This is a genomic window from Bradyrhizobium sp., assembly GCF_049691595.1.
In the GTDB taxonomy this organism is placed as follows: domain Bacteria; phylum Pseudomonadota; class Alphaproteobacteria; order Rhizobiales; family Xanthobacteraceae; genus Bradyrhizobium.
Genome location: NZ_JBAVNZ010000427.1, coordinates 1 through 17,750, shown reverse-complemented (window position 1 = coordinate 17,750; position 17,750 = coordinate 1). Strand labels below are relative to the sequence as shown.

The window sequence follows — 17,750 nt, the reverse complement described above, 5'->3', positions numbered from 1 at the left end:
GCCTTAACCCTTCATCAGATTGACGTCTTCGACCGCGATCGACCCGCGATTGCGGAAATACACCACCAGGACCGCCAGACCGATCGCCGTTTCCGCCGCGGCCACCGTCAGCACCAGGAGCGCGAACACCTGGCCGACGATGTCGCCGAGGAAGGTCGAGAACGCCACCAAATTGATGTTGACGGCGAGCAGGATCAGCTCGATCGACATCAGGATGACGATGATGTTCTTGCGGTTGAGGAAGATGCCGAGGATCCCGATCGTGAACAGGATCGCGCCGACCGAAAGATAGTGTCCAAGACCGATCGTCATTGCACCCACTCCGCCGCGTCCGCGTCCTGCAGGCCCTGCCCCGACGCCACCTTGCGCACGCTCATGGCGAGTTCAGGCGTCCGCGCGTTCTGCACATTGATATCCTGCCGCTTGACGCTCGCCCTGTGGCGCAGCGTCAGCACGATGGCGCCGATCATCGCGACCAGCAGCACCATGCCGGCAATCTGGAAGTAATGGATGTACTTGGTATAGAGCACGAGGCCGAGCGCCTCGGTGTTGCTGACGTTGGTGGGGATCGCCGCCGTGATCGATTTCGATATGCCGGGATTGATGACCCAATAGAAGACCGTCAGCAGCAGTTCCAGGGAAAAAACTCCCCCGATCACGAGACCAATTGGCAAGTACTCCAAAAAGCCCTCGCGCAGTTCGGTGAAATCGACGTCGAGCATCATGATCACGAACAGGAACAGCACCGCGACTGCGCCGACATAGACCACGACCAGGATCATGGCGAGGAATTCGGCGCCCATCAGCACGAACAGGCCCGACGCGTTGACGAAGGCGAGGATCAGGAACAGCACGGAATGCACGGGATTGCGCGACACGATCACCATGACCGCCGACGCCACGCAGACCGCGGCGAACAGATAGAAGAACAGCGCGGGGAGGATCATGCCCTCACCTCACCGGTATAGCGCGTCGAGTTCGATCGATTTCGCGATCTCGCGCTCCCAGCGGTCGCCATTGGCGAGCAGTTTCGCCTTGTCATAGTAGAGTTCCTCGCGGGTCTCGGTCGCGAATTCGAAATTCGGTCCCTCGACGATGGCATCGACCGGACAGGCTTCCTGGCACAGACCGCAATAGATGCATTTCACCATGTCGATGTCGTAACGCACGGTGCGGCGGGTCCCGTCATTGCGGCGCGGACCCGCCTCGATGGTGATCGCTTGCGCCGGGCAGATCGCCTCGCACAGCTTGCAGGCGATGCAGCGCTCTTCCCCGTTGGGATAGCGGCGCAGCGCATGCTCGCCCCGGAAGCGCGGCGAGATCGGTCCCTTCTCGAACGGATAATTCAGCGTCGGCTTCGGCTTGAAGAAATAGCGCATGGCGAGAAAGAACGCCGATACGAATTCGGACAGCAGCAGCGAGCGGGCGACGGCGTTGATGTGGACACTCATGGCGACCTCATTTCGGCGCGATGTCGGCGAATTGCAGCACGGCGGCGACGATCGCCACCATCGCCAGCGACAGCGGCAGGAACACCTTCCAGCCGAGCCGCATCAGTTGATCGTAGCGGTAGCGCGGCACGATCGCCTTTGCCATCGCGAACATGAAGAACATGAAGAATACCTTGAGCGTGAACCAGATCACTCCGGGCACCCAGGTGAACGGCGGCAGCGCGACCGGCGGCAGCCAGCCGCCCAGAAACAGAATCGTCGCCATCGCGCACATCGTGGTGATCGCGACATATTCGCCGAGCATGAACAGCAAATACGGCGTCGAGCCGTATTCGACCATGAAGCCCGCGACCAGCTCGGATTCGGCTTCCACCAGGTCGAACGGCGGCCGGTTGGTTTCCGCCAGCGCCGAGACGTAGAACACCACGAACATCGGGAACAGCGGCCATACATACCAGTTCAGGATGGTCAGTTGCGGCAAGCCGATCAGGCTGGCGAAGCCGCGGGTATTCTGCGCCTCGACCACGGCCGACAGGTTGAGCGAGCCCGCGCAGAGCAGCACCGTGATGATCACGAAGCCGATCGAGACCTCGTAGGAGACCATCTGCGCGGCGGAGCGAAGCGCGGCGAGAAACGGATATTTCGAGTTCGACGACCAGCCGGCCATGATGATGCCGTAGATCGACAGCGACGAGATCGCGAAGATGTAGAGCACGCCGACATTGATGTCCGATATCACCCAGCCGAGGTCCATCGGGATCACCGCCCAGGCCGCGAGCGCGAGGACGCAGGACACCAGTGGCGCCAGCAGGAACACGCCCTTGTTAGCGCCGGCGGGAATGATCGGCTCCTTCAGCACGAATTTCAGCAGGTCGGCGAAGGATTGCAGCAACCCCCAGGGACCGACCACGTTGGGGCCACGGCGGATCTGCACCGCCGCCCAGATCTTGCGGTCAGCGAGCAGGATGTAGGCGATCGCAATCAGCAGCACGACGAGCAGAAGGAGGCTCTGCGCCACCATGACGATCAGCGGCCAGAGAAAGCCGGTCCAGAGCGAGCTTGCGAACAAATCAGCCATCAGGTCACGCTCACTCCGCTGCCGTCAGCATTTTCCCGGAGGCGAGGCGCGAGCATTCCGCCATCACCGCTGAGGCCCGCGCGATCGGGTTGGTCAGGTAAAAATCCTCGACCGAGGACGTGAAGGCGGTCTTGTCGAGGCTGCCGCCCCTGCCCGCCAGCGCCTTGACATCATCCGCCCTGCCGGGCTCGATCTGGTCGATCCGCATCAGATGCGGCACGGCCCTGAAGATCGCCTGGCGCAACGCCTGAAGCGAGTCGTACGGCAGTTTCCTGCCGAGGGCCTCCGATAGCGCGCGGATGATCGCCCAGTCCTCGCGCGCCTCGCCCGGCGGAAACGCGGCGCGGTTGGCGATCTGCACCCGGCCCTCGGTGTTGACATAGATGCCGGATTTTTCGGTATAGGCCGCGCCCGGCAGAATGACGTCGGCGCGATGCGCGCCGCGGTCGCCATGGGTGCCGATATAGACCGCGAATGTTCCGTCCGGCACCCTGATCTCGTCGGCGCCGAGCAGGAACAGCACGTCGAGGGTGCCGAACGTCGTCATCTGTACCGCGTTGAGGCTGCCTGCGCCCGCGGCGAAGCCGATATCGAGCGCGCCGACGCGCGAGGCGGCATCCTGCAGAACGGCAAAACCGTTCCAGCCATCCCTGAGCGCGCCGAAATCCGTCGCGAGTTTGGCCGCGAGCGCCAGCACCCCTGCCCCGTCATGCCGCGCCAACGCGCCGGAGCCGACCAGCACGATCGGCTTGTTCGCGCCCTTCAGCACGTCCGCGAACGAATGCTTGCCGGCGGCGAGATCGGTCAGCGAATCGGTGCCCGCGCCAATATGGTCGTAGTCGTAGGTCAGCTCGGCCCTGGCGCCGATCACGCCGATCCTGAGCTGGCCCGAGCGCCAGCGCTTGCGGATCCGCGCGTTGAGGACGGCAGCCTCCTTGCGCGGGTTCGAGCCGATGATCAAAAGCGCATCGGCCTGCTCGATCCCGGCGATGGCCGGATTGAAGATGTAGGCGGCACGCCCGGCCCTGGCATCGAAGGCATCGCCCCCCTGCACGGCGAGATTGGCGGAGCCGCATTTCGAAAGCAGGTCCTTCAGCGCAAACATTTCTTCCACCGCGGCAAGGTCGCCGGCAATGGCGCCGATCCGCTTGCCGTCAATGCGTCCGGTCTTCGCTGCGATCGCCGCGAACGCTTCAGGCCACGATGCCGTACGGAGCCGGCCGTTCTCCCGGACATAAGGACGATCGAGCCGCTGCGTGCGCAGGCCATCGACGACGTGGCGGGTCTTGTCGGAAATCCATTCCTCGTTCACCGCCTCGTTGATGCGCGGCAATATCCGCATCACCTCGCGGCCGCGGGTATCGACCCGGATCGCCGAGCCGACGCCGTCCATCACATCGATCGATTGGGTCTTGCCGAGCTCCCAGGGCCGCGCCGCGAAGGCATAAGGCTTTGAAGTCAGCGCACCCACCGGGCAGATATCGACGAGGTTACCCTGCAGCTCGGAGGTCAGCGCCTGCTCGAGGTAGGTCGTGATCTCCATGTCCTCGCCGCGGCCGGTCGCGCCCATTTCCGGCGCGCCGCAGACTTCCGCCGAGAAGCGCACGCAACGCGTGCACTGGATGCAGCGGTTCATCGAGGTCTTGACCAGCGCGCCCAGATATTTGTCCTCGACCGCGCGCTTGTTCTCGGCAAAGCGAGAGGTGTCGACGCCGTAGCCCATCGCCTGGTCCTGCAGGTCGCACTCGCCGCCCTGGTCGCAGATCGGGCAATCCAGCGGATGATTGATCAGCAGGAATTCCATCACGCCTTCGCGCGCCTTCTTGACCATCGGCGAACGCGTCGAGATTTCCGGCGGCTCGCCCTTGGGACCGGGCCGGCAGTCGCGCACGGCCCAGGCGCAGCTTGCGACAGGTTTTGGCCCGCCCTTCACCTCGACCAGGCACATCCGGCAATTGCCGGCGATCGACAGCCGCTCGTGGTAGCAGAAGCGCGGGATTTCGGCGCCCGCCGCCTCGCAGGCCTGCAGCAGGGTATATTCCGCGGGCACATCGATCTCTTTGCCATCGATGATGAGTTTGGTCATTGCTCCTACTCCGCCGCGACCATGTGCGCGGGATCGCGCACGCCGACGTCGTCGATATCAGCCTTGTGCGAATATTGATCGATCCGCGCCTCGATCTCGTGACGGAAATGCGCGATCAGGCCCTGGATCGGCCAGGCCGCGGCGTCACCGAGCGCGCAGATGGTGTGGCCCTCGACCTGCTTTGTCACCTCCAGCAGCATGTCGATCTCGCGCTTGTGGGCGCGGCCCTCGGCCATCCGGGTCAGCACCCGCCACATCCAGCCGGTTCCCTCGCGGCACGGCGTGCACTGGCCGCAGCTCTCGTGCTTGTAGAAATAGGCGATGCGCGCGATCGCCCGGATCAGGTCGGTCGACTTGTCCATCACGATCACGGCGGCGGTGCCGAGGCCGGAGCGCAGCTTGCCGAGACTGTCAAAATCCATCGGCGTATCGATGATCTGTTCGGCCGGCACCATGCGCACCGAGGAGCCGCCGGGGATCACGGCCTTGAGATTGTCCCAGCCGCCGCGGATGCCGCCGCAATGGCGCTCGATCAGCTCACGGAACGGAATGCCCATGGCTTCTTCGACGTTGCAGGGACGTTCGACATGGCCGGAAATACAGAACAATTTGGTGCCGACATTGTTCGGCCGGCCGATGGCGGCGAACCACGCCGCGCTGCGCCGCAGGATATCCGGCACGACCGCGATGGATTCGACATTGTTGACGGTGGTCGGGCAGCCATAGAGGCCGACATTGGCCGGAAATGGCGGCTTCAGCCGCGGCTGGCCCTTCTTGCCTTCGAGGCTTTCCAGCAGCGCCGTCTCCTCGCCGCAGATATAGGCGCCGGCGCCATGGGTGACGTAGAGATCGAACGGCCAGCCATTGACGTTGTCCTTGCCGATCAGCCTCGCCTCATAGGCCTGGTCGACCGCGGCCTGCAGATGCTCGCGCTCGCGGATGAATTCGCCGCGCACATAGATGTAACAGGCATGCGCACCCATCGCGAAGCTCGCGAGCAGGCAGCCCTCGACCAGAAGATGCGGATCGTGCCGCATGATCTCGCGGTCCTTGCAGGTGCCGGGCTCGGACTCGTCGGCATTGACCACCAGATAGCTCGGCCGGCCGTCGGTCGGTTCCTTCGGCATGAACGACCATTTCAGCCCGGTCGGGAACCCCGCCCCGCCGCGCCCGCGCAGGCCCGACGCCTTCATCTCGTTGATGATCCAGTCGCGGCCCTTGTCGATGATGGCTTTGGTGGCGTCCCAGGCGCCGCGGCGGCGCGCGCCCTCGAGGCCCCAATCGTGCTGGCCGTAGAGGTTCTTGAATATGCGATCCTTGTCGTCGAGCATGACTTGCAGCTTCCCCTGGGATCAGCGATTGGACTGCGAAAAAGCGAGACCCGCGGCGCAACCGCCGAAGGTCAGCGCCCATAACAGCGATGATTCAAGCGAGGCACTGAGCGCGTAACGCTGCAGCAGGAAAACAAACGCCGCGGCCGCCACGCCATGCAGGGCGATATAGCGCCAGTTCTTCATCGCTCCGGCCCTCCCCGGCCCGTCTTGTCGCAATGAAAGATCACGCGTCATGTGGTTTCCTTCAGCGTGGTCGGACCGCCCACCGGTGCGGAAAACTGACGATCGATCTGCGGCCCGGGCTTCGGCGGACGGCCGGAAGCAAATCCGTCCAGCACCCTGCCAAAACTTTCCCTGGTCAGGTCCTCGTAAGTGTCCTTCCAGATCAGCACCATCGGCGCGTTGACGCAGGCGCCAAGGCACTCGACCTCTTCCCAGCTGAAATTGCCGTCCTTCGACAGCTGGAAGGGCTCATGATGGATGCGGCGCTGGCACACCTCGATCAGGTCGCCGGCGCCGCGCAGCCGGCATGGCGTGGTGCCGCAGACCTGCACATGGGCTTTCTTGCCGACCGGCTGCAGCTGGAACATGGTGTAGAAGGTCGCGATTTCCAGCACGCGGATATAGGGCATTTCGAGCAGATCCGCGACCGCGCGGATCGCGGCTTCCGAAACCCACCCTTCGTGCTGTTCCTGCACCCGCCACAGGATCGCGATCACCGCCGAGGCCTGGCGTCCCGGCGGGTATTTGGCGATCTGTTGCCTGGCAAAGGCGAGGTTCTCTTCCGAGAACGTAAAGCTCGCGGGCTGCAATTCCTTCGGGGCGAGGCGGCGGACGGACATCGTTCAGTCTCTCATTGCACGCGGCGCGCGGGGTTTGCGTTCAGCGCAGCGATCCGCTCCAGCCAGAACGGGCTTGCGGTGCCGAACACGTTGTAGCCCACATGGGTGGAAACCTTGATGCGGTCGAGGATCGAAAGATCGCTCACGGTTTCAAGGCGATTGCTGCGGGGATCATGGACGATCAGCTTCAGCGGCGTCTGTTCGAGAATATAGCGCGACACGGTGTGTCGCGGATCGTTGCCATGCTCCTCGCACAGCAGCACGCTGTCGCCCTGCAACAGCCGCGCGCCGCCCTTCATCGCCTCGATCTCGACGCCTTCGACATCGAGCTTTATCAGGTATTTTCCGCCGGCCGTGATCCTGCCGTCGTCCATGAGATTGTCGAGCGCGATGACCGGCACTTGCTCGCCGTCGGCCGCCGCGCCGGCGATGCTGAAGGCCTCGTGCTTGGTGCCGGACAGCCGCGCCGTGCCCCGCGAAGCCCCGATCGCGCATCGCATGATCTCGAAACGGTTGCCGTTGATGCCGGCATTGTTCGCAAGCCGGGCAAAATTCTTCGACGACGGCTCGATCGCAATCGCCCGGTGCGAGCCGTAAGGCGCGCTGGACACCAGCACCGACCAGTAGCCGTAATTGGCGCCGCAATCGAGCAGCGTATAGTCGACGTCGGCGGACTCCCGGAACAGCAATTCGAGTTCGTTTTCATACGCGAACGAGCGATTGAGCAGCTTGCTCCAGTAACCGTCGCCATAGGGAAACGCGAAGGTTGCATCCGAATTGAGCCTGACATCGATATCGCGCTCCGGCAGCATCTTCCGAAGCAGATTGGCGCATGCGTTGTAGCCGAAGTGCGAAAAATTCGACCCGACCTTCGATCCCAGCGTCAGCGCGACCGCCGCCAGCCGCTCCCAGGCATTGGCGCCCTCGAGCACGCCGGTGGCGCGATCAAACTGGATGGGCGCCTGCGCCGTCACCGGTCGACCTCTCCGAACACGATGTCAAGCGAGCCGAGAATGGCGGAAACATCCGCCAGCAGATGGCCGCGGCAGATAAAGTCCATCGCCTGGAGATGGGCAAAGCCCGGCGCGCGGATCTTGCACCTGTAGGGTTTGTTGGTGCCGTCGGCGACCAGATAGACGCCGAACTCGCCCTTCGGCGCCTCGACCGCGGCATAGATCTCGCCGGCCGGCACGTGGACGCCCTCGGTGTAAAGCTTGAAATGATGGATCAGCGCTTCCATCGAGCGCTTCATCTCGCCGCGGCGCGGCGGTGCGATCTTGTTGTCCTCGACGACGACCGGCCCCTGCCCGTCCGGCGCGCGCAGTTTGGCGATGCACTGCTTCATGATGCGGACCGACTGGCGCATCTCTTCCATGCGGATGCAGTAGCGGTCGTAGCAGTCGCCGTTCTTGCCGATCGGGATGTCGAAATCCATCTCGGCATAGCATTCGTAAGGCTGCGCCTTGCGCAGATCCCATGCCGCGCCCGAACCGCGCACCATCACGCCCGAAAAGCCCCACTCCCAGGCCTGCTTCAGCGACACCACGCCGATGTCGACATTGCGCTGCTTGAAGATGCGGTTGCCGGTGAGCAGGGTTTCGAGGTCGGCCACGACCTGCAGAAACGGATCGCACCAGGCGTCGATATCGTCGATCAGCCTCAGTGGCAGGTCCTGATGCACACCGCCGATGCGGAAATAGGCCGCATGCATCCGCGAACCCGAAGCGCGCTCGTAAAACACCATCAGCTTTTCGCGCTCTTCAAAGCCCCACAATGGCGGGGTCAGGGCGCCGACATCCAGCGCCTGCGTGGTGACGTTGAGCAGATGCGACAGGATGCGGCCGATCTCGCAATACAAGACGCGGATCAATTGCCCGCGGCGCGGCACGGTAATGCCGAGCAGCTTTTCCGCCGCCAGACAGAACGCGTGCTCCTGGTTCATCGGCGCGACGTAGTCGAGCCGGTCGAAATACGGGATCGCCTGCAGATAGGTTTTTTGCTCGATCAGTTTTTCGGTGCCGCGATGCAGGAGGCCGATATGCGGATCGACGCGGGCGACCACTTCACCGTCGAGTTCCAACACCAACCTCAGAACCCCGTGCGCAGCCGGATGTTGCGGCCCGAAGTTGATGGTAAAATTGCGGAGGTTCTGCTCGTTCATGACGCAGCTTTCGCTTGCGAGCGAATGGCGAATAGCGAATAGCGAATAGCGAACGGTCTCATTTGACAGACTTGCCCTGAAGCGACCGTATCAAAGCGCGAACCATTTTGCCCAAGCTCTCGCACTGGACGAGAACGGCCTGCAAATCGGAAGCCGGCAAGATGCTGACGCGCTCGGCCAGAAGCAGGTGTGTTTCGAGCTCCTTCAACGAGCCCTGCGAAATTCGCAGATGCTGCACAAAGCTGCCGGTGTTTTCCCGCCTGTGGCCTTCGGCGATATTGGCCGGAACCGATGCTGCCGCTCGTCTGATTTGCGACGTCAATCCAAACAGCTCTTCGCGAGGAAATTGGCGCGTCAATCGATAACAGGTCTCTGCCAAGGTCATGGCATCTTGCCATACCCTCAAGTCCCGGTACGAGTTGATCGACTGGTCGCTCAATAATCATCCCTATTCGCCACTCGCCATTCGCTATTCGCCGCTTCTCTTCTCATCGCCCGGCAACACCGGATAGTCCGCGCCTTCCCACGGCGACAGAAAATCGAATTTGCGGAACTCCTGGTTGAGGCGGACCGGCTCGTAGAGCACCCGCTTCTCCTGGTCGTCGTAGCGCACCTCGACGAAGCCGGTCAGCGGAAAATCCTTGCGCAGCGGATGGCCCTCGAAGCCGTAGTCGGTCAGCAGCCGCCGCATGTCGGGATGGCCGGTGAAGATCACGCCGTAGAGGTCGTAGCACTCGCGCTCGAACCAGTCGGCGCCGGGAAACACCTCGATGATCGATGGCACATGCGTCGTCTCGCCGGCCTCGGCGCGAAGGCGAATGCGCGTGTTCAGCGTCGGCGACAGCAGATGATAGACCACGTCGAAACGTTTTTCGCGGCCTGGATAGTCCACCGCCGTGACGTCGGTGATGTTGACGAAGCGGCAGGTGGGATCGTCGCGCAGGAATTTGACGACGTCGACGATCTTGCTCGCTTCAACGGTGACGGTCAGTTGATCAAGTGCGATCGCGTATCCCGTGACGGCGCCTGATAACGCCGCCTTGATGGATTCACCGAGTTCGGCCAGCTTGCTCACTTGTGATCCTCAGCGTTCGATGGTGCCGGTGCGCCGGATCTTCTTCTGAAGCAGCAGCACGCCATAGAGCAGCGCTTCCGCCGTCGGCGGGCAGCCAGGCACGTAGATGTCGACCGGCACGATGCGGTCGCAGCCGCGCACGACCGAGTAGGAATAGTGATAGTAGCCGCCGCCATTGGCGCACGATCCCATCGAGATCACATAGCGCGGCTCCGGCATCTGGTCGTAGACCTTGCGCAGCGCCGGCGCCATCTTGTTGGTCAGCGTGCCCGCCACGATCATCACGTCGGACTGCCGCGGCGAAGCCCGTGGCGCGAAGCCGAAGCGCTCGACGTCGTAGCGCGGCATCGACATCTGCATCATCTCGACCGCGCAGCAGGCGAGCCCGAAGGTCATCCACATCAGCGAGCCGGTGCGGGCCCAGGTGATCAGGTCGTCGGTCGCAGCGACGAAAAAGCCCTTGTCGGAGAGTTCGTGATTGACCTCGAGGAAGTACGGGTCATTGGCGCCGACCGGCCTGCCGGTCGCGGGGTCGATGATGCCGGTCGCGGCCCGCGCGACCAGCGGCGAAGACGCTGGTGTCGCGGCGGTGGGGCTCAATCCCATTCGAGCGCGCCTTTCTTCCATTCGTACGCAAACCCGACCGTGAGGACGGCCAGGAACACCATCATCGACCAGAAACCGGTCGCCCCGAGTTTCCCGAACGCCACCGCCCACGGGAACAGGAACGCGACCTCGAGGTCGAAGATGATGAAAAGGATCGCTACCAGATAGAAGCGGACGTCGAACTTCATGCGGGCGTCGTCAAAAGCGTTGAATCCGCATTCATAGGCAGAAAGCTTTTCCGGATCCGGCTGCTGGAACGCGAGCAGGAATGGGGCGATCAGGAGCGCCAGACCGATAAAGCCCGCCACCGATATAAACACCACAAGTGGGAGATAATTCTGCAGGATGCCGGTCATCGGCGGGGCCTTTTCCTGCGGCGTCGCAGAGACCGCAGATTCGCTGATTGGAATTGTTGTTGAGGCTTAGCGCAGCGCAACAGGGGGCGCAAGACAAGCAATCTTGACGGTCCGCCTGCCTTTTTTGCGTCGGTCTTGATAATCTTTCTGTTGACCGCGACCTGCTTCGGTCAGGGTGTCGGCCCGCGGACTGTGGGCACGATCGACGACGCGCTGAAGAGATTATGGTACCGAGGCCGTGTGCTATTCGCTGCTGTCGGCCGCGCCGACGACCACGCTTGGCGCATTGCTGTTCGTGTCGGCGGCGCGATCGATCCGTGCCGATATCAAGCGAGCAAGCTGATCGCCGCGGCCGGCGACAGGCGCAGGACGCCAGCATGCGCAACGCGGACGTGCTGGCCCAGTCGTGGCTTTCATCGTTGTTTTCATTAATGTTTTCCCGCGCGCGCCCGCGGCCGGTTTCCAAGCCCGGATCGACGAAACCCGTTCCGGCCAGGTGACGAAACCATTTTGGGGAATCCACGAAGCAATCCTGAAACAGGCCGGGCGTAGCTTTGCCGCCAACAGACGGCGCAAAGACGCCCGGAGGCTCAGATGAACCACTCAATTCACTCGGCGGACCGCGCGACGCACCTGAAGATCGTGATTGTCGCGCTTGTGGCTGGCATCGCAGTAGCCGGCTTCGGCATCTCGGTGCGAACCAATACGGATATGACCCAGACCGCCCATATGGTGAAGGCGGGCAAGCCGGTGGTCGTGACCAGCTCGGACACTTCGACGATCCGCTGATTATACGGATCGCAGCGTAATAAAAGGGCCGCCTTCGGGCGGCCTTTGCGTTTCCCGCAGGTCCTCCGAAAACCGGCGCCAAGCCATTGACTTAGTGGCGCGCCACGGTTGATGAAGATGGGCACTATTGCTTTGCCGTGACGCTATGAGTCCGCAGCCCACCGCGCGCTCCAATCGGCAAACCTGCGACGGCCTGCGATCTTGCGCTACGCCTCAAGCTGTCCTCCCGATTTCGCAGCGTGGTCCCGTTACCCTTCGATGGCGGCCCTCCCGATCAACCTCGGGATCGACGATGGTGCGCCATTCGGCGACGCTATTCGCGGCACGATCCTGCCTACCGCGGCCGCTGACGAAATCGCCAAGCATCCCGACAGACTTCACGAGAGTGCTCCGTTTGACAAGCGACAGTGAGTATCGCTAGTATATTGAAACACTGTTTCACTGGATGAAACACACCCATGCCGAAAGTCACGGCGCTGCGCGGGCCGACCGGGAAGCCGAGGTCCCTCGACGAAAGTCCGGCAAACGCGACGGTCGTCCTGTCGCTGCGCCTGTTGGAGCGACTCGCGACCTTGAGAGAACCGATCGGCGTCACCGAGCTCGCACGCGAATTCGCGTCGTCGAAGGCGACCGTCTATCGCCACCTCCAAACTCTCATGCTGCATGGCTTCGTGCGTCAGGAAGCGACTACGATGCGCTATGCAGCGGGAATCAAGCTGTTCATTCTCGGCGAGCGCCTAAGGGAGCGCTTCGACGTCCTCGCGATTGCCCGGGACGATCTGGCGCGACTGCGCGACGAGACGGGGCAGCCGGCGACCTTGTCCGCGCTGGTTGAACATCAGATCGTGGTCCTGGAGGTCCTGCAGGGCCACGCGATCGTCAATTTCGGAACGCAGCCCGGAACCGTGCTGGATCTTCATGCGAGCGCCCACGGAAACGTTGCGTTGGCGTTCGGTCCCGAGAGCCTCATGGAGTATTGCCTTGCAAAACCGCTCAAAGCCTGGACGCCGCATACCATCTGCTCGCCAGGTGCTCTTCAGCGCGCCGTGGCGCAGGTGAGAGCGCGCGGCTGGGCCACGGCTCCCAACCGGGTGCTGCAGGGCGTGAACGGCCTGGCGGCTCCGCTGTTCGATCACGGCGGCAACTATGCCGGTGCGGTCGCCATTGCGGGCTCCATTCAATACGTCCCGGCGTCGCCGCCTCCGGCCCAGATCAGAGCAGTCACGCAAACGGCGGAGCGCATATCCCGCAAGCTCGGGTGGAATGGAAGATGGCCAAGAACGGACAATGGCAGCTAAGCGCGGAGGCGGCCGAACTGTATGAGCGCTACGTCGCGCGGTACATCCTCGGGCCCTGGGCGCCCTTGCTTGTCGATGCCGCTCACGTCGGTGTCGGCGAGCGCGTGCTGGACGTTGCTTGCGGGACTGGCGTCGTCGCTCGCGCCGCAGCGGAACGTGTCGGTTCTGCTGGACGTGTCGTAGGAGTTGATCTGAACTCCGGAATGATCGCCGTCGCACGATCGCTCCCGATCCCCGTCAGCGCATCGATCGAATGGGTCGAATGCAGCGCGCTCGATCTTCGATTGCAGGACGCCACCGTGGACGTGGTTCTCTGCCAGCAGGGACTGCAGTTCTTTCCCGATAAGGCGCTTGCAATCCGGGAGATGCGCCGTGTGCTCGCTCGTGGCGGCCGCCTCGCGCTCAGCGTCTGGAACGGTGTCGGGCTTTACAACAGCGCGGTCGGCGAAGCGCTCACTCGATTTGTCGACGACGCAGCTGCCTTTCAGTTTTGCGTCTCGCGACAGGTCCCTACCAAGGAGGAACTGCAGCGTCTTGCAACGGAAGCAGGCTTTTCAGCGGTGGACGTGCGCGTCAGTCGGATCAATGTGCACCTCCCTCGGCTGGATAAATTCACGCTTGGCCATTTGTCCGCAACGCCGCTTGCACCACTTATCGCCGCCACCGAGCCGGCGGCGCGAGAGAAGATTGGCGCGAGCGTCATGAAAGGGCTTCAGCGCTATGCCGACGGCGAGGGCGTAACCTATCCGGAAGAAACACATGTGCTGACGGCAAGAGTCTCGTGACCATCAAGACGTTCAACAGGAGGCAAGCATGCTAGACGTTCTGAAACGCATTCTTGCGGCAAGCCGCGGCGGGACGAGCGCAACGCGACGGATGGCCGCTGCTTGGCTGTTCACGTTGCTCGCAATCGCGTCCGCGCCGATCGCACTGCAGCCGGTCTATGCCGAGTCCTATCCCGAGCGAACGATCAAGATCGTCGTCCCGTTCTCCCCCGGCGGTCCGACCGATGTTGTCGCTCGGTTGATCGCGCAGTCGCTCTCTTCCAGACTTGGACAGAATGTTGTCGTCGAGAATCTCGCCGGTGCCGGGGGAAGGATCGGCGCCAAAGCGGCCGCCAGCGCGCAACCGGATGGCTACACGTTGTTGCTGGGCGGAACCAACGTCAACGCCATGCTTGGGGCGCTCTACAAAAATCTTGGGTTTGATCCCACCGACTCCTTCGCGCCCATCGCCGCAATCTGCGTCGACTCGATGGCGCTGGCCATATCGCCGGGCGTCCCTGCGGACACATTCCAGCAGTTCGTCCATTACGCGAAGAACAATCCCGGCAAACTGAAATACGGTGCCCCTCCTGGAATCTACACGCATTTCGCCGGCGAATTTCTCAAGGTCAAGACGGGGACGGACATTCTCTTTGTCCCTTACAAAGGGGGCGCTGCCGCAATCACTGACGTGCTCGGCGGGCACATCGACGTGGTTTTCAATCCAAAGTCCAGCCTGCTCACGCATTTCAAGGCAGGCAAGCTGAAGGCGCTTGCGGTGACGAGCGAAGCTCGTTGGCCGGAGCTGCCAGATACGCCGACCATGTTGGAAGTCGGCGTGGCAGGCTTTCCCAAGGAAGTCTGGTTCGGCCTGTTGGCGCCGGCCGGCACTCCCGCGACAATCGTCGGCCAGCTCAACCATGCCGTCAATGAAGGCCTTAGGTCCGAAGAGGTGCGCACCGGCCTCGCCAAGCTCGGCATAGAGGCAAGGATCGGGACCGCGCAGGATTTTGCCACCGCCCTATCAGAACAAGTACGCGAGTGGAAAGTCGTCGTCGACGCGACCGGGATCAAGATCGAGTGAGCCTATTGCGAGCGTACTCCTTGTCGCTGCGCTGATCACAGAAGGACTACTGCGCGAGTCGCGTCGCGAGCGATCATTCGAATTGCCGCACGTGCGGCCGCCAAAGAATCGGCATAACGGCTGGCAATGAGTCGGCAGGGAAACTGCCGCCTGGGCGTTTTGCCTGAGGAGTTGTTCTCTACGGCCATTGACGGGGAGGATCACCATGACCGTGCCGGTTCGCGCTGCCCTCTACCTGCGGGTCTCGGCGACAAGCGCACCGTCATGGACTTCCGCCGTTCGGGCGCGGTCGAGGCCACAGCCGGCCAGGTCGGTCCTGCCGCGCTCGCCGGCAAGATGGCGAACGCGATCGACACCAATCGCGATCTGCAGGCGACCTACCAGCCCAACCATAAGGCCGTGGTACGGCTGGCCGACGAAGCACGCGCGCGGGGTCGCACGCTGATGCGGGAAGCGAACGCATCGGGACCGAAAAAATGACTGGAGTCGAATCGCGGGGTTTCGGAGGCGAAACGTCGGCCGGCGCTGGAGGTCCAAGTGCTTGAAACAATGGCGCGAGAGACGGGACTCGAACCCGCGGCCTCCGCCGTGACAGGGCGGCGCTCTAACCAACTGAGCTACTCCCGCGGATGCCGTCGTCAAACATTGATCCGCACGAAAACGAGGACTTAAAGGCCCTCCCCCTTTTAGTCAAGGACGTTGCAAATCCCCGCGCCAACCGGGCGTTTTTGCGACGCCGATGCAAGTAAGGGCCTGTTTTCAGGCAGAACAGCGTAGTCAGTCGCCACCCGAATCATTTAAGGCCTGATACGTCTTGGTTTCCTGGAGCCTGTTCGGTTGTCACAAATCAGAACCGAACAGGCTCCCGGTCTCCCATCAGACGCGTTTTCTTCACGCGAACCGGTATCGGCTTCGTTCGAAAACGCTTCCGGAGCCACTCAACAACGAGGAGGCCAAATATGGCGAAGAAAGCAGCAACCCCCGCGACCGTCACGCTGAAGCATCTGGCAGCGGCAATCGCCGAGGACCAGGAACTGTCGAAAAAGCAGGCCGAGGCCATTCTGACCGACATGGTCGGCCGGATTACCAAACACCTGAAGAAGGGCGAGCGCGTCCGCATCGTCGGCCTCGGCATCCTCCAGGTCCGCAAACGCGCCGCCCGCATGGGGCGCAACCCCGCCACCGGCGAGGCGATCCACATCAAGGCCAGCAAGAAGGTTGCCTTCCGCGCGGCCAAGGAACTCAAGGAAGCGGTCTGAGCGGACGGTTTTCCGGTTTGATTTCAAGCGCCATTCCGGCTCGTTGCGCGGCCCCGGAATGGCGCTTCTCTGTTATAGAGTTTTCCCGTTTCTCATTCTGCCGCGGTCGTCATGCTGGCTTCCTCTCTCGCATTTACCCACATCGTCACCGAGCGGTTCTTGCGCTATGTCGCGATCGACACCCAGTCGGATCCGGCCTCTCCCACCTGCCCTTCCACCGACAAGCAAAAAGACCTCGGCCGTCTGCTCGCTTCCGAATTGCGGGCGATCGGGCTCCAGGACGCCCATCTCGACGCGCACGGCTATGTCTACGCGACCATCCCTGCGAATACCGACAAAAAAGTCCCGGTGATCTGCTTCTGCTCGCACATGGATACCTCGCCGGACTGCACTGGCAAGGATGTCAAACCGCAGATCGTCAGGAACTATCGCGGCGGCGATATCGTGCTGCCGGCCGACCCCGCGCAGGTGATCCGCGCCGCGGAACACCCGGCGCTGGCCGACCAGATCGGCAATGACATCATCACGACCGATGGCACCACGCTGTTGGGCGCCGACAACAAGGCCGGTCTTGCCGAGATCATGGATGCCGCGCATTTCCTGGTTCACAACCCGCAAATCAGGCATGGCGCGATCAAGATCCTGTTCACGCCCGACGAGGAGATCGGCCGCGGCGTCGACAAGGTCGACCTGAGGAAGCTCGGCGCCGATTTCGCCTATACCATGGACGGCGAGACCGCGGGCAATATCGAGGACGAGACCTTTTCCGCCGATGGCGCCACCATCACCATCGAGGGCGTCAGCACCCATCCCGGCTTTGCCAAGGGCAAGATGGAGCATGCGATCAAGATCGCCGCCGCCATCGTCGATCGGCTGCCGAAAAACACCTGCTCGCCGGAAACCACCGAAGGCAGGGAAGGTTTTCTGCATCCGATCTCGATTTCCGGCGCGCTGGAGAGAGCCACGCTCGGCTTTATTGTACGCGATTTCACCGACGCGGGGCTGAAGGCGAAGGAAGCCCTGCTGGAAGGCATCGTCAAAGAGGTGATGAAAGGCTACCCGCGCTCGAGCTACAGGATGGAGGTCAAGCCGCAATACCGCAACATGAAGCAGGTGATCGACCGTCACCCCGAGATCGTCGACCACGCGATGGAGGCGATCCGGCGCGCCGGGCTGAAGCCTACGAAGACCTCGATCCGCGGCGGTACCGACGGCTCCCGGCTGTCATTCATGGGGCTGCCCTGCCCCAACATCTTTGCCGGCGAGCACGCGTTCCACTCGCGGCTGGAATGGGTGAGCGTGCAGGACATGGAAAAAGCCGTGCAGACCATCGTGCATCTCGCGATGATCTGGGAAGAGCGGGCGTAGTTCACGACACGCGCGCCGTCACGATCCAGATCGATGCCGGCAGCGGCACGGTTTGCCCTTGGACGAAGGGAACAAGCGCCTCACGGATCGAACCGGTGGCCGCGGCCTGCACCTCCGGCGGCTGACCCTCCAGCGCTCGGCTTGAGGGGCCGATCTCGAGCGCCGTTTCGACCGCGGCATCGAGGCCGCGGCCAATGGC

21 protein-coding genes, 1 tRNA gene and 1 pseudogene are annotated in these 17,750 nt (G+C 62.7%); 7 read left to right on the top strand and 16 right to left on the bottom strand.

What is annotated here, in order from left to right:
• Nucleotides 1-3 precede the first annotated feature (3 nt).
• Genes nuoK through WCE35_RS17980 form a run of 14 tightly spaced genes read right to left on the bottom strand, consistent with a single transcriptional unit; the run spans nucleotide 4 to nucleotide 10,989 of the window.
• On the bottom strand, nucleotides 4-312 hold the full coding sequence (gene nuoK / locus WCE35_RS18045) for an NADH-quinone oxidoreductase subunit NuoK (protein ID WP_424594688.1): 309 nt from the start codon (nucleotides 310-312) through the stop codon (nucleotides 4-6).
• A complete protein-coding gene (locus tag WCE35_RS18040; RefSeq protein WP_424594687.1) occupies nucleotides 309-947 on the bottom strand; it encodes an NADH-quinone oxidoreductase subunit J in 639 nt (212 codons plus the stop codon). The genes nuoK and WCE35_RS18040 overlap by 4 nt, the downstream gene beginning before the upstream one ends.
• A gap of 9 nt (nucleotides 948-956) precedes the next feature.
• Nucleotides 957-1,451 (bottom strand): NADH-quinone oxidoreductase subunit NuoI, encoded by a 495-nt coding sequence (gene nuoI, locus WCE35_RS18035; protein WP_424594686.1) that lies wholly within the window; start codon nucleotides 1,449-1,451, stop codon nucleotides 957-959.
• Nucleotides 1,452-1,458: 7 nt separating this feature from the next.
• A complete protein-coding gene (gene nuoH, locus WCE35_RS18030) occupies nucleotides 1,459-2,529 on the bottom strand; it encodes an NADH-quinone oxidoreductase subunit NuoH (RefSeq protein ID WP_424594685.1) in 1,071 nt (356 codons plus the stop codon).
• Nucleotides 2,530-2,539: 10 nt separating this feature from the next.
• Entirely contained in the window at nucleotides 2,540-4,615 is a 2,076-nt protein-coding gene (gene nuoG, locus WCE35_RS18025) for an NADH-quinone oxidoreductase subunit NuoG (RefSeq protein WP_424594684.1), read from the bottom strand.
• Between the two features lie 5 nt (nucleotides 4,616-4,620).
• A complete protein-coding gene (nuoF, locus tag WCE35_RS18020) occupies nucleotides 4,621-5,946 on the bottom strand; it encodes an NADH-quinone oxidoreductase subunit NuoF (protein ID WP_424594683.1) in 1,326 nt (441 codons plus the stop codon).
• A 21-nt stretch (nucleotides 5,947-5,967) separates the two neighbouring features.
• Nucleotides 5,968-6,183, bottom strand: a complete 216-nt coding sequence (locus tag WCE35_RS18015; protein ID WP_424594682.1) for a hypothetical protein — start codon at nucleotides 6,181-6,183, stop codon at nucleotides 5,968-5,970.
• Nucleotides 6,180-6,791 carry an NADH-quinone oxidoreductase subunit NuoE gene (gene nuoE, locus WCE35_RS18010; protein ID WP_424594681.1) on the bottom strand — a complete coding sequence of 204 codons (612 nt, stop codon included), beginning with the start codon at nucleotides 6,789-6,791 and terminating at the stop codon, nucleotides 6,180-6,182. Before nuoE ends, WCE35_RS18015 begins: the two co-directional genes overlap by 4 nt.
• An 11-nt stretch (nucleotides 6,792-6,802) precedes the next feature.
• Nucleotides 6,803-7,765 (bottom strand): FkbM family methyltransferase, encoded by a 963-nt coding sequence (locus WCE35_RS18005; protein WP_424594680.1) that lies wholly within the window; start codon nucleotides 7,763-7,765, stop codon nucleotides 6,803-6,805.
• The gene (locus tag WCE35_RS18000) at nucleotides 7,762-8,952 is read right to left on the bottom strand and encodes an NADH-quinone oxidoreductase subunit D (protein ID WP_424594679.1); all 1,191 of its coding nucleotides are present in this window, start codon (nucleotides 8,950-8,952) and stop codon (nucleotides 7,762-7,764) included. Before WCE35_RS18000 ends, WCE35_RS18005 begins: the two co-directional genes overlap by 4 nt.
• A gap of 58 nt (nucleotides 8,953-9,010) precedes the next feature.
• On the bottom strand, nucleotides 9,011-9,391 hold the full coding sequence (locus tag WCE35_RS17995) for a four helix bundle protein (protein ID WP_424594678.1): 381 nt from the start codon (nucleotides 9,389-9,391) through the stop codon (nucleotides 9,011-9,013).
• Nucleotides 9,392-9,421: 30 nt separating this feature from the next.
• A complete protein-coding gene (locus tag WCE35_RS17990) occupies nucleotides 9,422-10,027 on the bottom strand; it encodes an NADH-quinone oxidoreductase subunit C (RefSeq protein WP_424594677.1) in 606 nt (201 codons plus the stop codon).
• Between the two features lie 9 nt (nucleotides 10,028-10,036).
• On the bottom strand, nucleotides 10,037-10,633 hold the full coding sequence (locus WCE35_RS17985; RefSeq protein WP_424594676.1) for a NuoB/complex I 20 kDa subunit family protein: 597 nt from the start codon (nucleotides 10,631-10,633) through the stop codon (nucleotides 10,037-10,039).
• A complete protein-coding gene (locus WCE35_RS17980) occupies nucleotides 10,624-10,989 on the bottom strand; it encodes an NADH-quinone oxidoreductase subunit A (RefSeq protein ID WP_424594675.1) in 366 nt (121 codons plus the stop codon). The genes WCE35_RS17985 and WCE35_RS17980 overlap by 10 nt, the downstream gene beginning before the upstream one ends.
• Before the next feature lie 594 nt (nucleotides 10,990-11,583).
• Here WCE35_RS17980 and WCE35_RS17975 point away from each other — a divergent pair.
• The 5 genes from WCE35_RS17975 (at nucleotide 11,584) to WCE35_RS17955 (ending at nucleotide 15,404) form a co-directional block, all read left to right on the top strand.
• Nucleotides 11,584-11,778 carry a hypothetical protein gene (locus tag WCE35_RS17975; protein WP_424594674.1) on the top strand — a complete coding sequence of 65 codons (195 nt, stop codon included), beginning with the start codon at nucleotides 11,584-11,586 and terminating at the stop codon, nucleotides 11,776-11,778.
• Nucleotides 11,779-12,332: 554 nt separating this feature from the next.
• A complete protein-coding gene (locus WCE35_RS17970; RefSeq protein WP_424594673.1) occupies nucleotides 12,333-13,076 on the top strand; it encodes an IclR family transcriptional regulator in 744 nt (247 codons plus the stop codon).
• A complete protein-coding gene (locus tag WCE35_RS17965; protein WP_424594672.1) occupies nucleotides 13,049-13,861 on the top strand; it encodes a methyltransferase domain-containing protein in 813 nt (270 codons plus the stop codon). Before WCE35_RS17970 ends, WCE35_RS17965 begins: the two co-directional genes overlap by 28 nt.
• Nucleotides 13,862-13,889: 28 nt before the next feature.
• A complete protein-coding gene (locus WCE35_RS17960) occupies nucleotides 13,890-14,924 on the top strand; it encodes a Bug family tripartite tricarboxylate transporter substrate binding protein (protein ID WP_424594671.1) in 1,035 nt (344 codons plus the stop codon).
• 126 nt (nucleotides 14,925-15,050) lie between these two features.
• Nucleotides 15,051-15,404, top strand: coding sequence for a hypothetical protein (locus WCE35_RS17955; RefSeq protein WP_424594670.1), 354 nt, complete (start codon nucleotides 15,051-15,053; stop codon nucleotides 15,402-15,404).
• A gap of 70 nt (nucleotides 15,405-15,474) precedes the next feature.
• On the opposite strand, the gene WCE35_RS17950 is transcribed toward WCE35_RS17955, so the two are convergent.
• Nucleotides 15,475-15,551: transfer RNA gene (locus tag WCE35_RS17950), tRNA-Asp, on the bottom strand.
• A gap of 332 nt (nucleotides 15,552-15,883) precedes the next feature.
• On the opposite strand from WCE35_RS17950, the gene WCE35_RS17945 reads away from it, so the two are divergent.
• On the top strand, nucleotides 15,884-16,183 hold the full coding sequence (locus WCE35_RS17945; protein ID WP_424594669.1) for an HU family DNA-binding protein: 300 nt from the start codon (nucleotides 15,884-15,886) through the stop codon (nucleotides 16,181-16,183).
• 111 nt (nucleotides 16,184-16,294) lie between these two features.
• The gene (gene pepT / locus WCE35_RS17940) at nucleotides 16,295-17,551 is read left to right on the top strand and encodes a peptidase T (protein WP_424594668.1); all 1,257 of its coding nucleotides are present in this window, start codon (nucleotides 16,295-16,297) and stop codon (nucleotides 17,549-17,551) included.
• A gap of 1 nt (nucleotide 17,552) precedes the next feature.
• On the opposite strand, the pseudogene WCE35_RS17935 reads toward pepT, so the two are convergent.
• Nucleotides 17,553-17,750, bottom strand: a pseudogene (locus WCE35_RS17935) (SAM-dependent methyltransferase); the annotation flags it as partial.

Bases quoted from the DNA above. Each gene is read 5' to 3' on its own strand.
- nuoF (WP_424594683.1), bottom strand. From the start codon at position 5,946: ATGCTCGACGACAAGGATCGCATATTCAAGAACCTCTACGGCCAGCAC.
- pepT (WP_424594668.1), top strand. From the start codon at position 16,295: ATGCTGGCTTCCTCTCTCGCATTTACCCACATCGTCACCGAGCGGTTC.
- WCE35_RS18015 (WP_424594682.1), bottom strand. From the start codon at position 6,183: ATGACGCGTGATCTTTCATTGCGACAAGACGGGCCGGGGAGGGCCGGA.
- WCE35_RS18000 (WP_424594679.1), bottom strand. From the start codon at position 8,952: ATGAACGAGCAGAACCTCCGCAATTTTACCATCAACTTCGGGCCGCAA.
- nuoH (WP_424594685.1), bottom strand. From the start codon at position 2,529: ATGGCTGATTTGTTCGCAAGCTCGCTCTGGACCGGCTTTCTCTGGCCG.
- WCE35_RS17980 (WP_424594675.1), bottom strand. From the start codon at position 10,989: ATGACCGGCATCCTGCAGAATTATCTCCCACTTGTGGTGTTTATATCG.
- WCE35_RS17955 (WP_424594670.1), top strand. From the start codon at position 15,051: ATGAGTCGGCAGGGAAACTGCCGCCTGGGCGTTTTGCCTGAGGAGTTG.
- nuoE (WP_424594681.1), bottom strand. From the start codon at position 6,791: ATGTCCGTCCGCCGCCTCGCCCCGAAGGAATTGCAGCCCGCGAGCTTT.
- nuoI (WP_424594686.1), bottom strand. From the start codon at position 1,451: ATGAGTGTCCACATCAACGCCGTCGCCCGCTCGCTGCTGCTGTCCGAA.
- nuoG (WP_424594684.1), bottom strand. From the start codon at position 4,615: ATGACCAAACTCATCATCGATGGCAAAGAGATCGATGTGCCCGCGGAA.
- WCE35_RS17985 (WP_424594676.1), bottom strand. From the start codon at position 10,633: ATGGGATTGAGCCCCACCGCCGCGACACCAGCGTCTTCGCCGCTGGTC.
- WCE35_RS17960 (WP_424594671.1), top strand. From the start codon at position 13,890: ATGCTAGACGTTCTGAAACGCATTCTTGCGGCAAGCCGCGGCGGGACG.
- WCE35_RS17945 (WP_424594669.1), top strand. From the start codon at position 15,884: ATGGCGAAGAAAGCAGCAACCCCCGCGACCGTCACGCTGAAGCATCTG.
- WCE35_RS17965 (WP_424594672.1), top strand. From the start codon at position 13,049: ATGGCCAAGAACGGACAATGGCAGCTAAGCGCGGAGGCGGCCGAACTG.
- WCE35_RS17975 (WP_424594674.1), top strand. From the start codon at position 11,584: ATGAACCACTCAATTCACTCGGCGGACCGCGCGACGCACCTGAAGATC.
- WCE35_RS18040 (WP_424594687.1), bottom strand. From the start codon at position 947: ATGATCCTCCCCGCGCTGTTCTTCTATCTGTTCGCCGCGGTCTGCGTG.
- nuoK (WP_424594688.1), bottom strand. From the start codon at position 312: ATGACGATCGGTCTTGGACACTATCTTTCGGTCGGCGCGATCCTGTTC.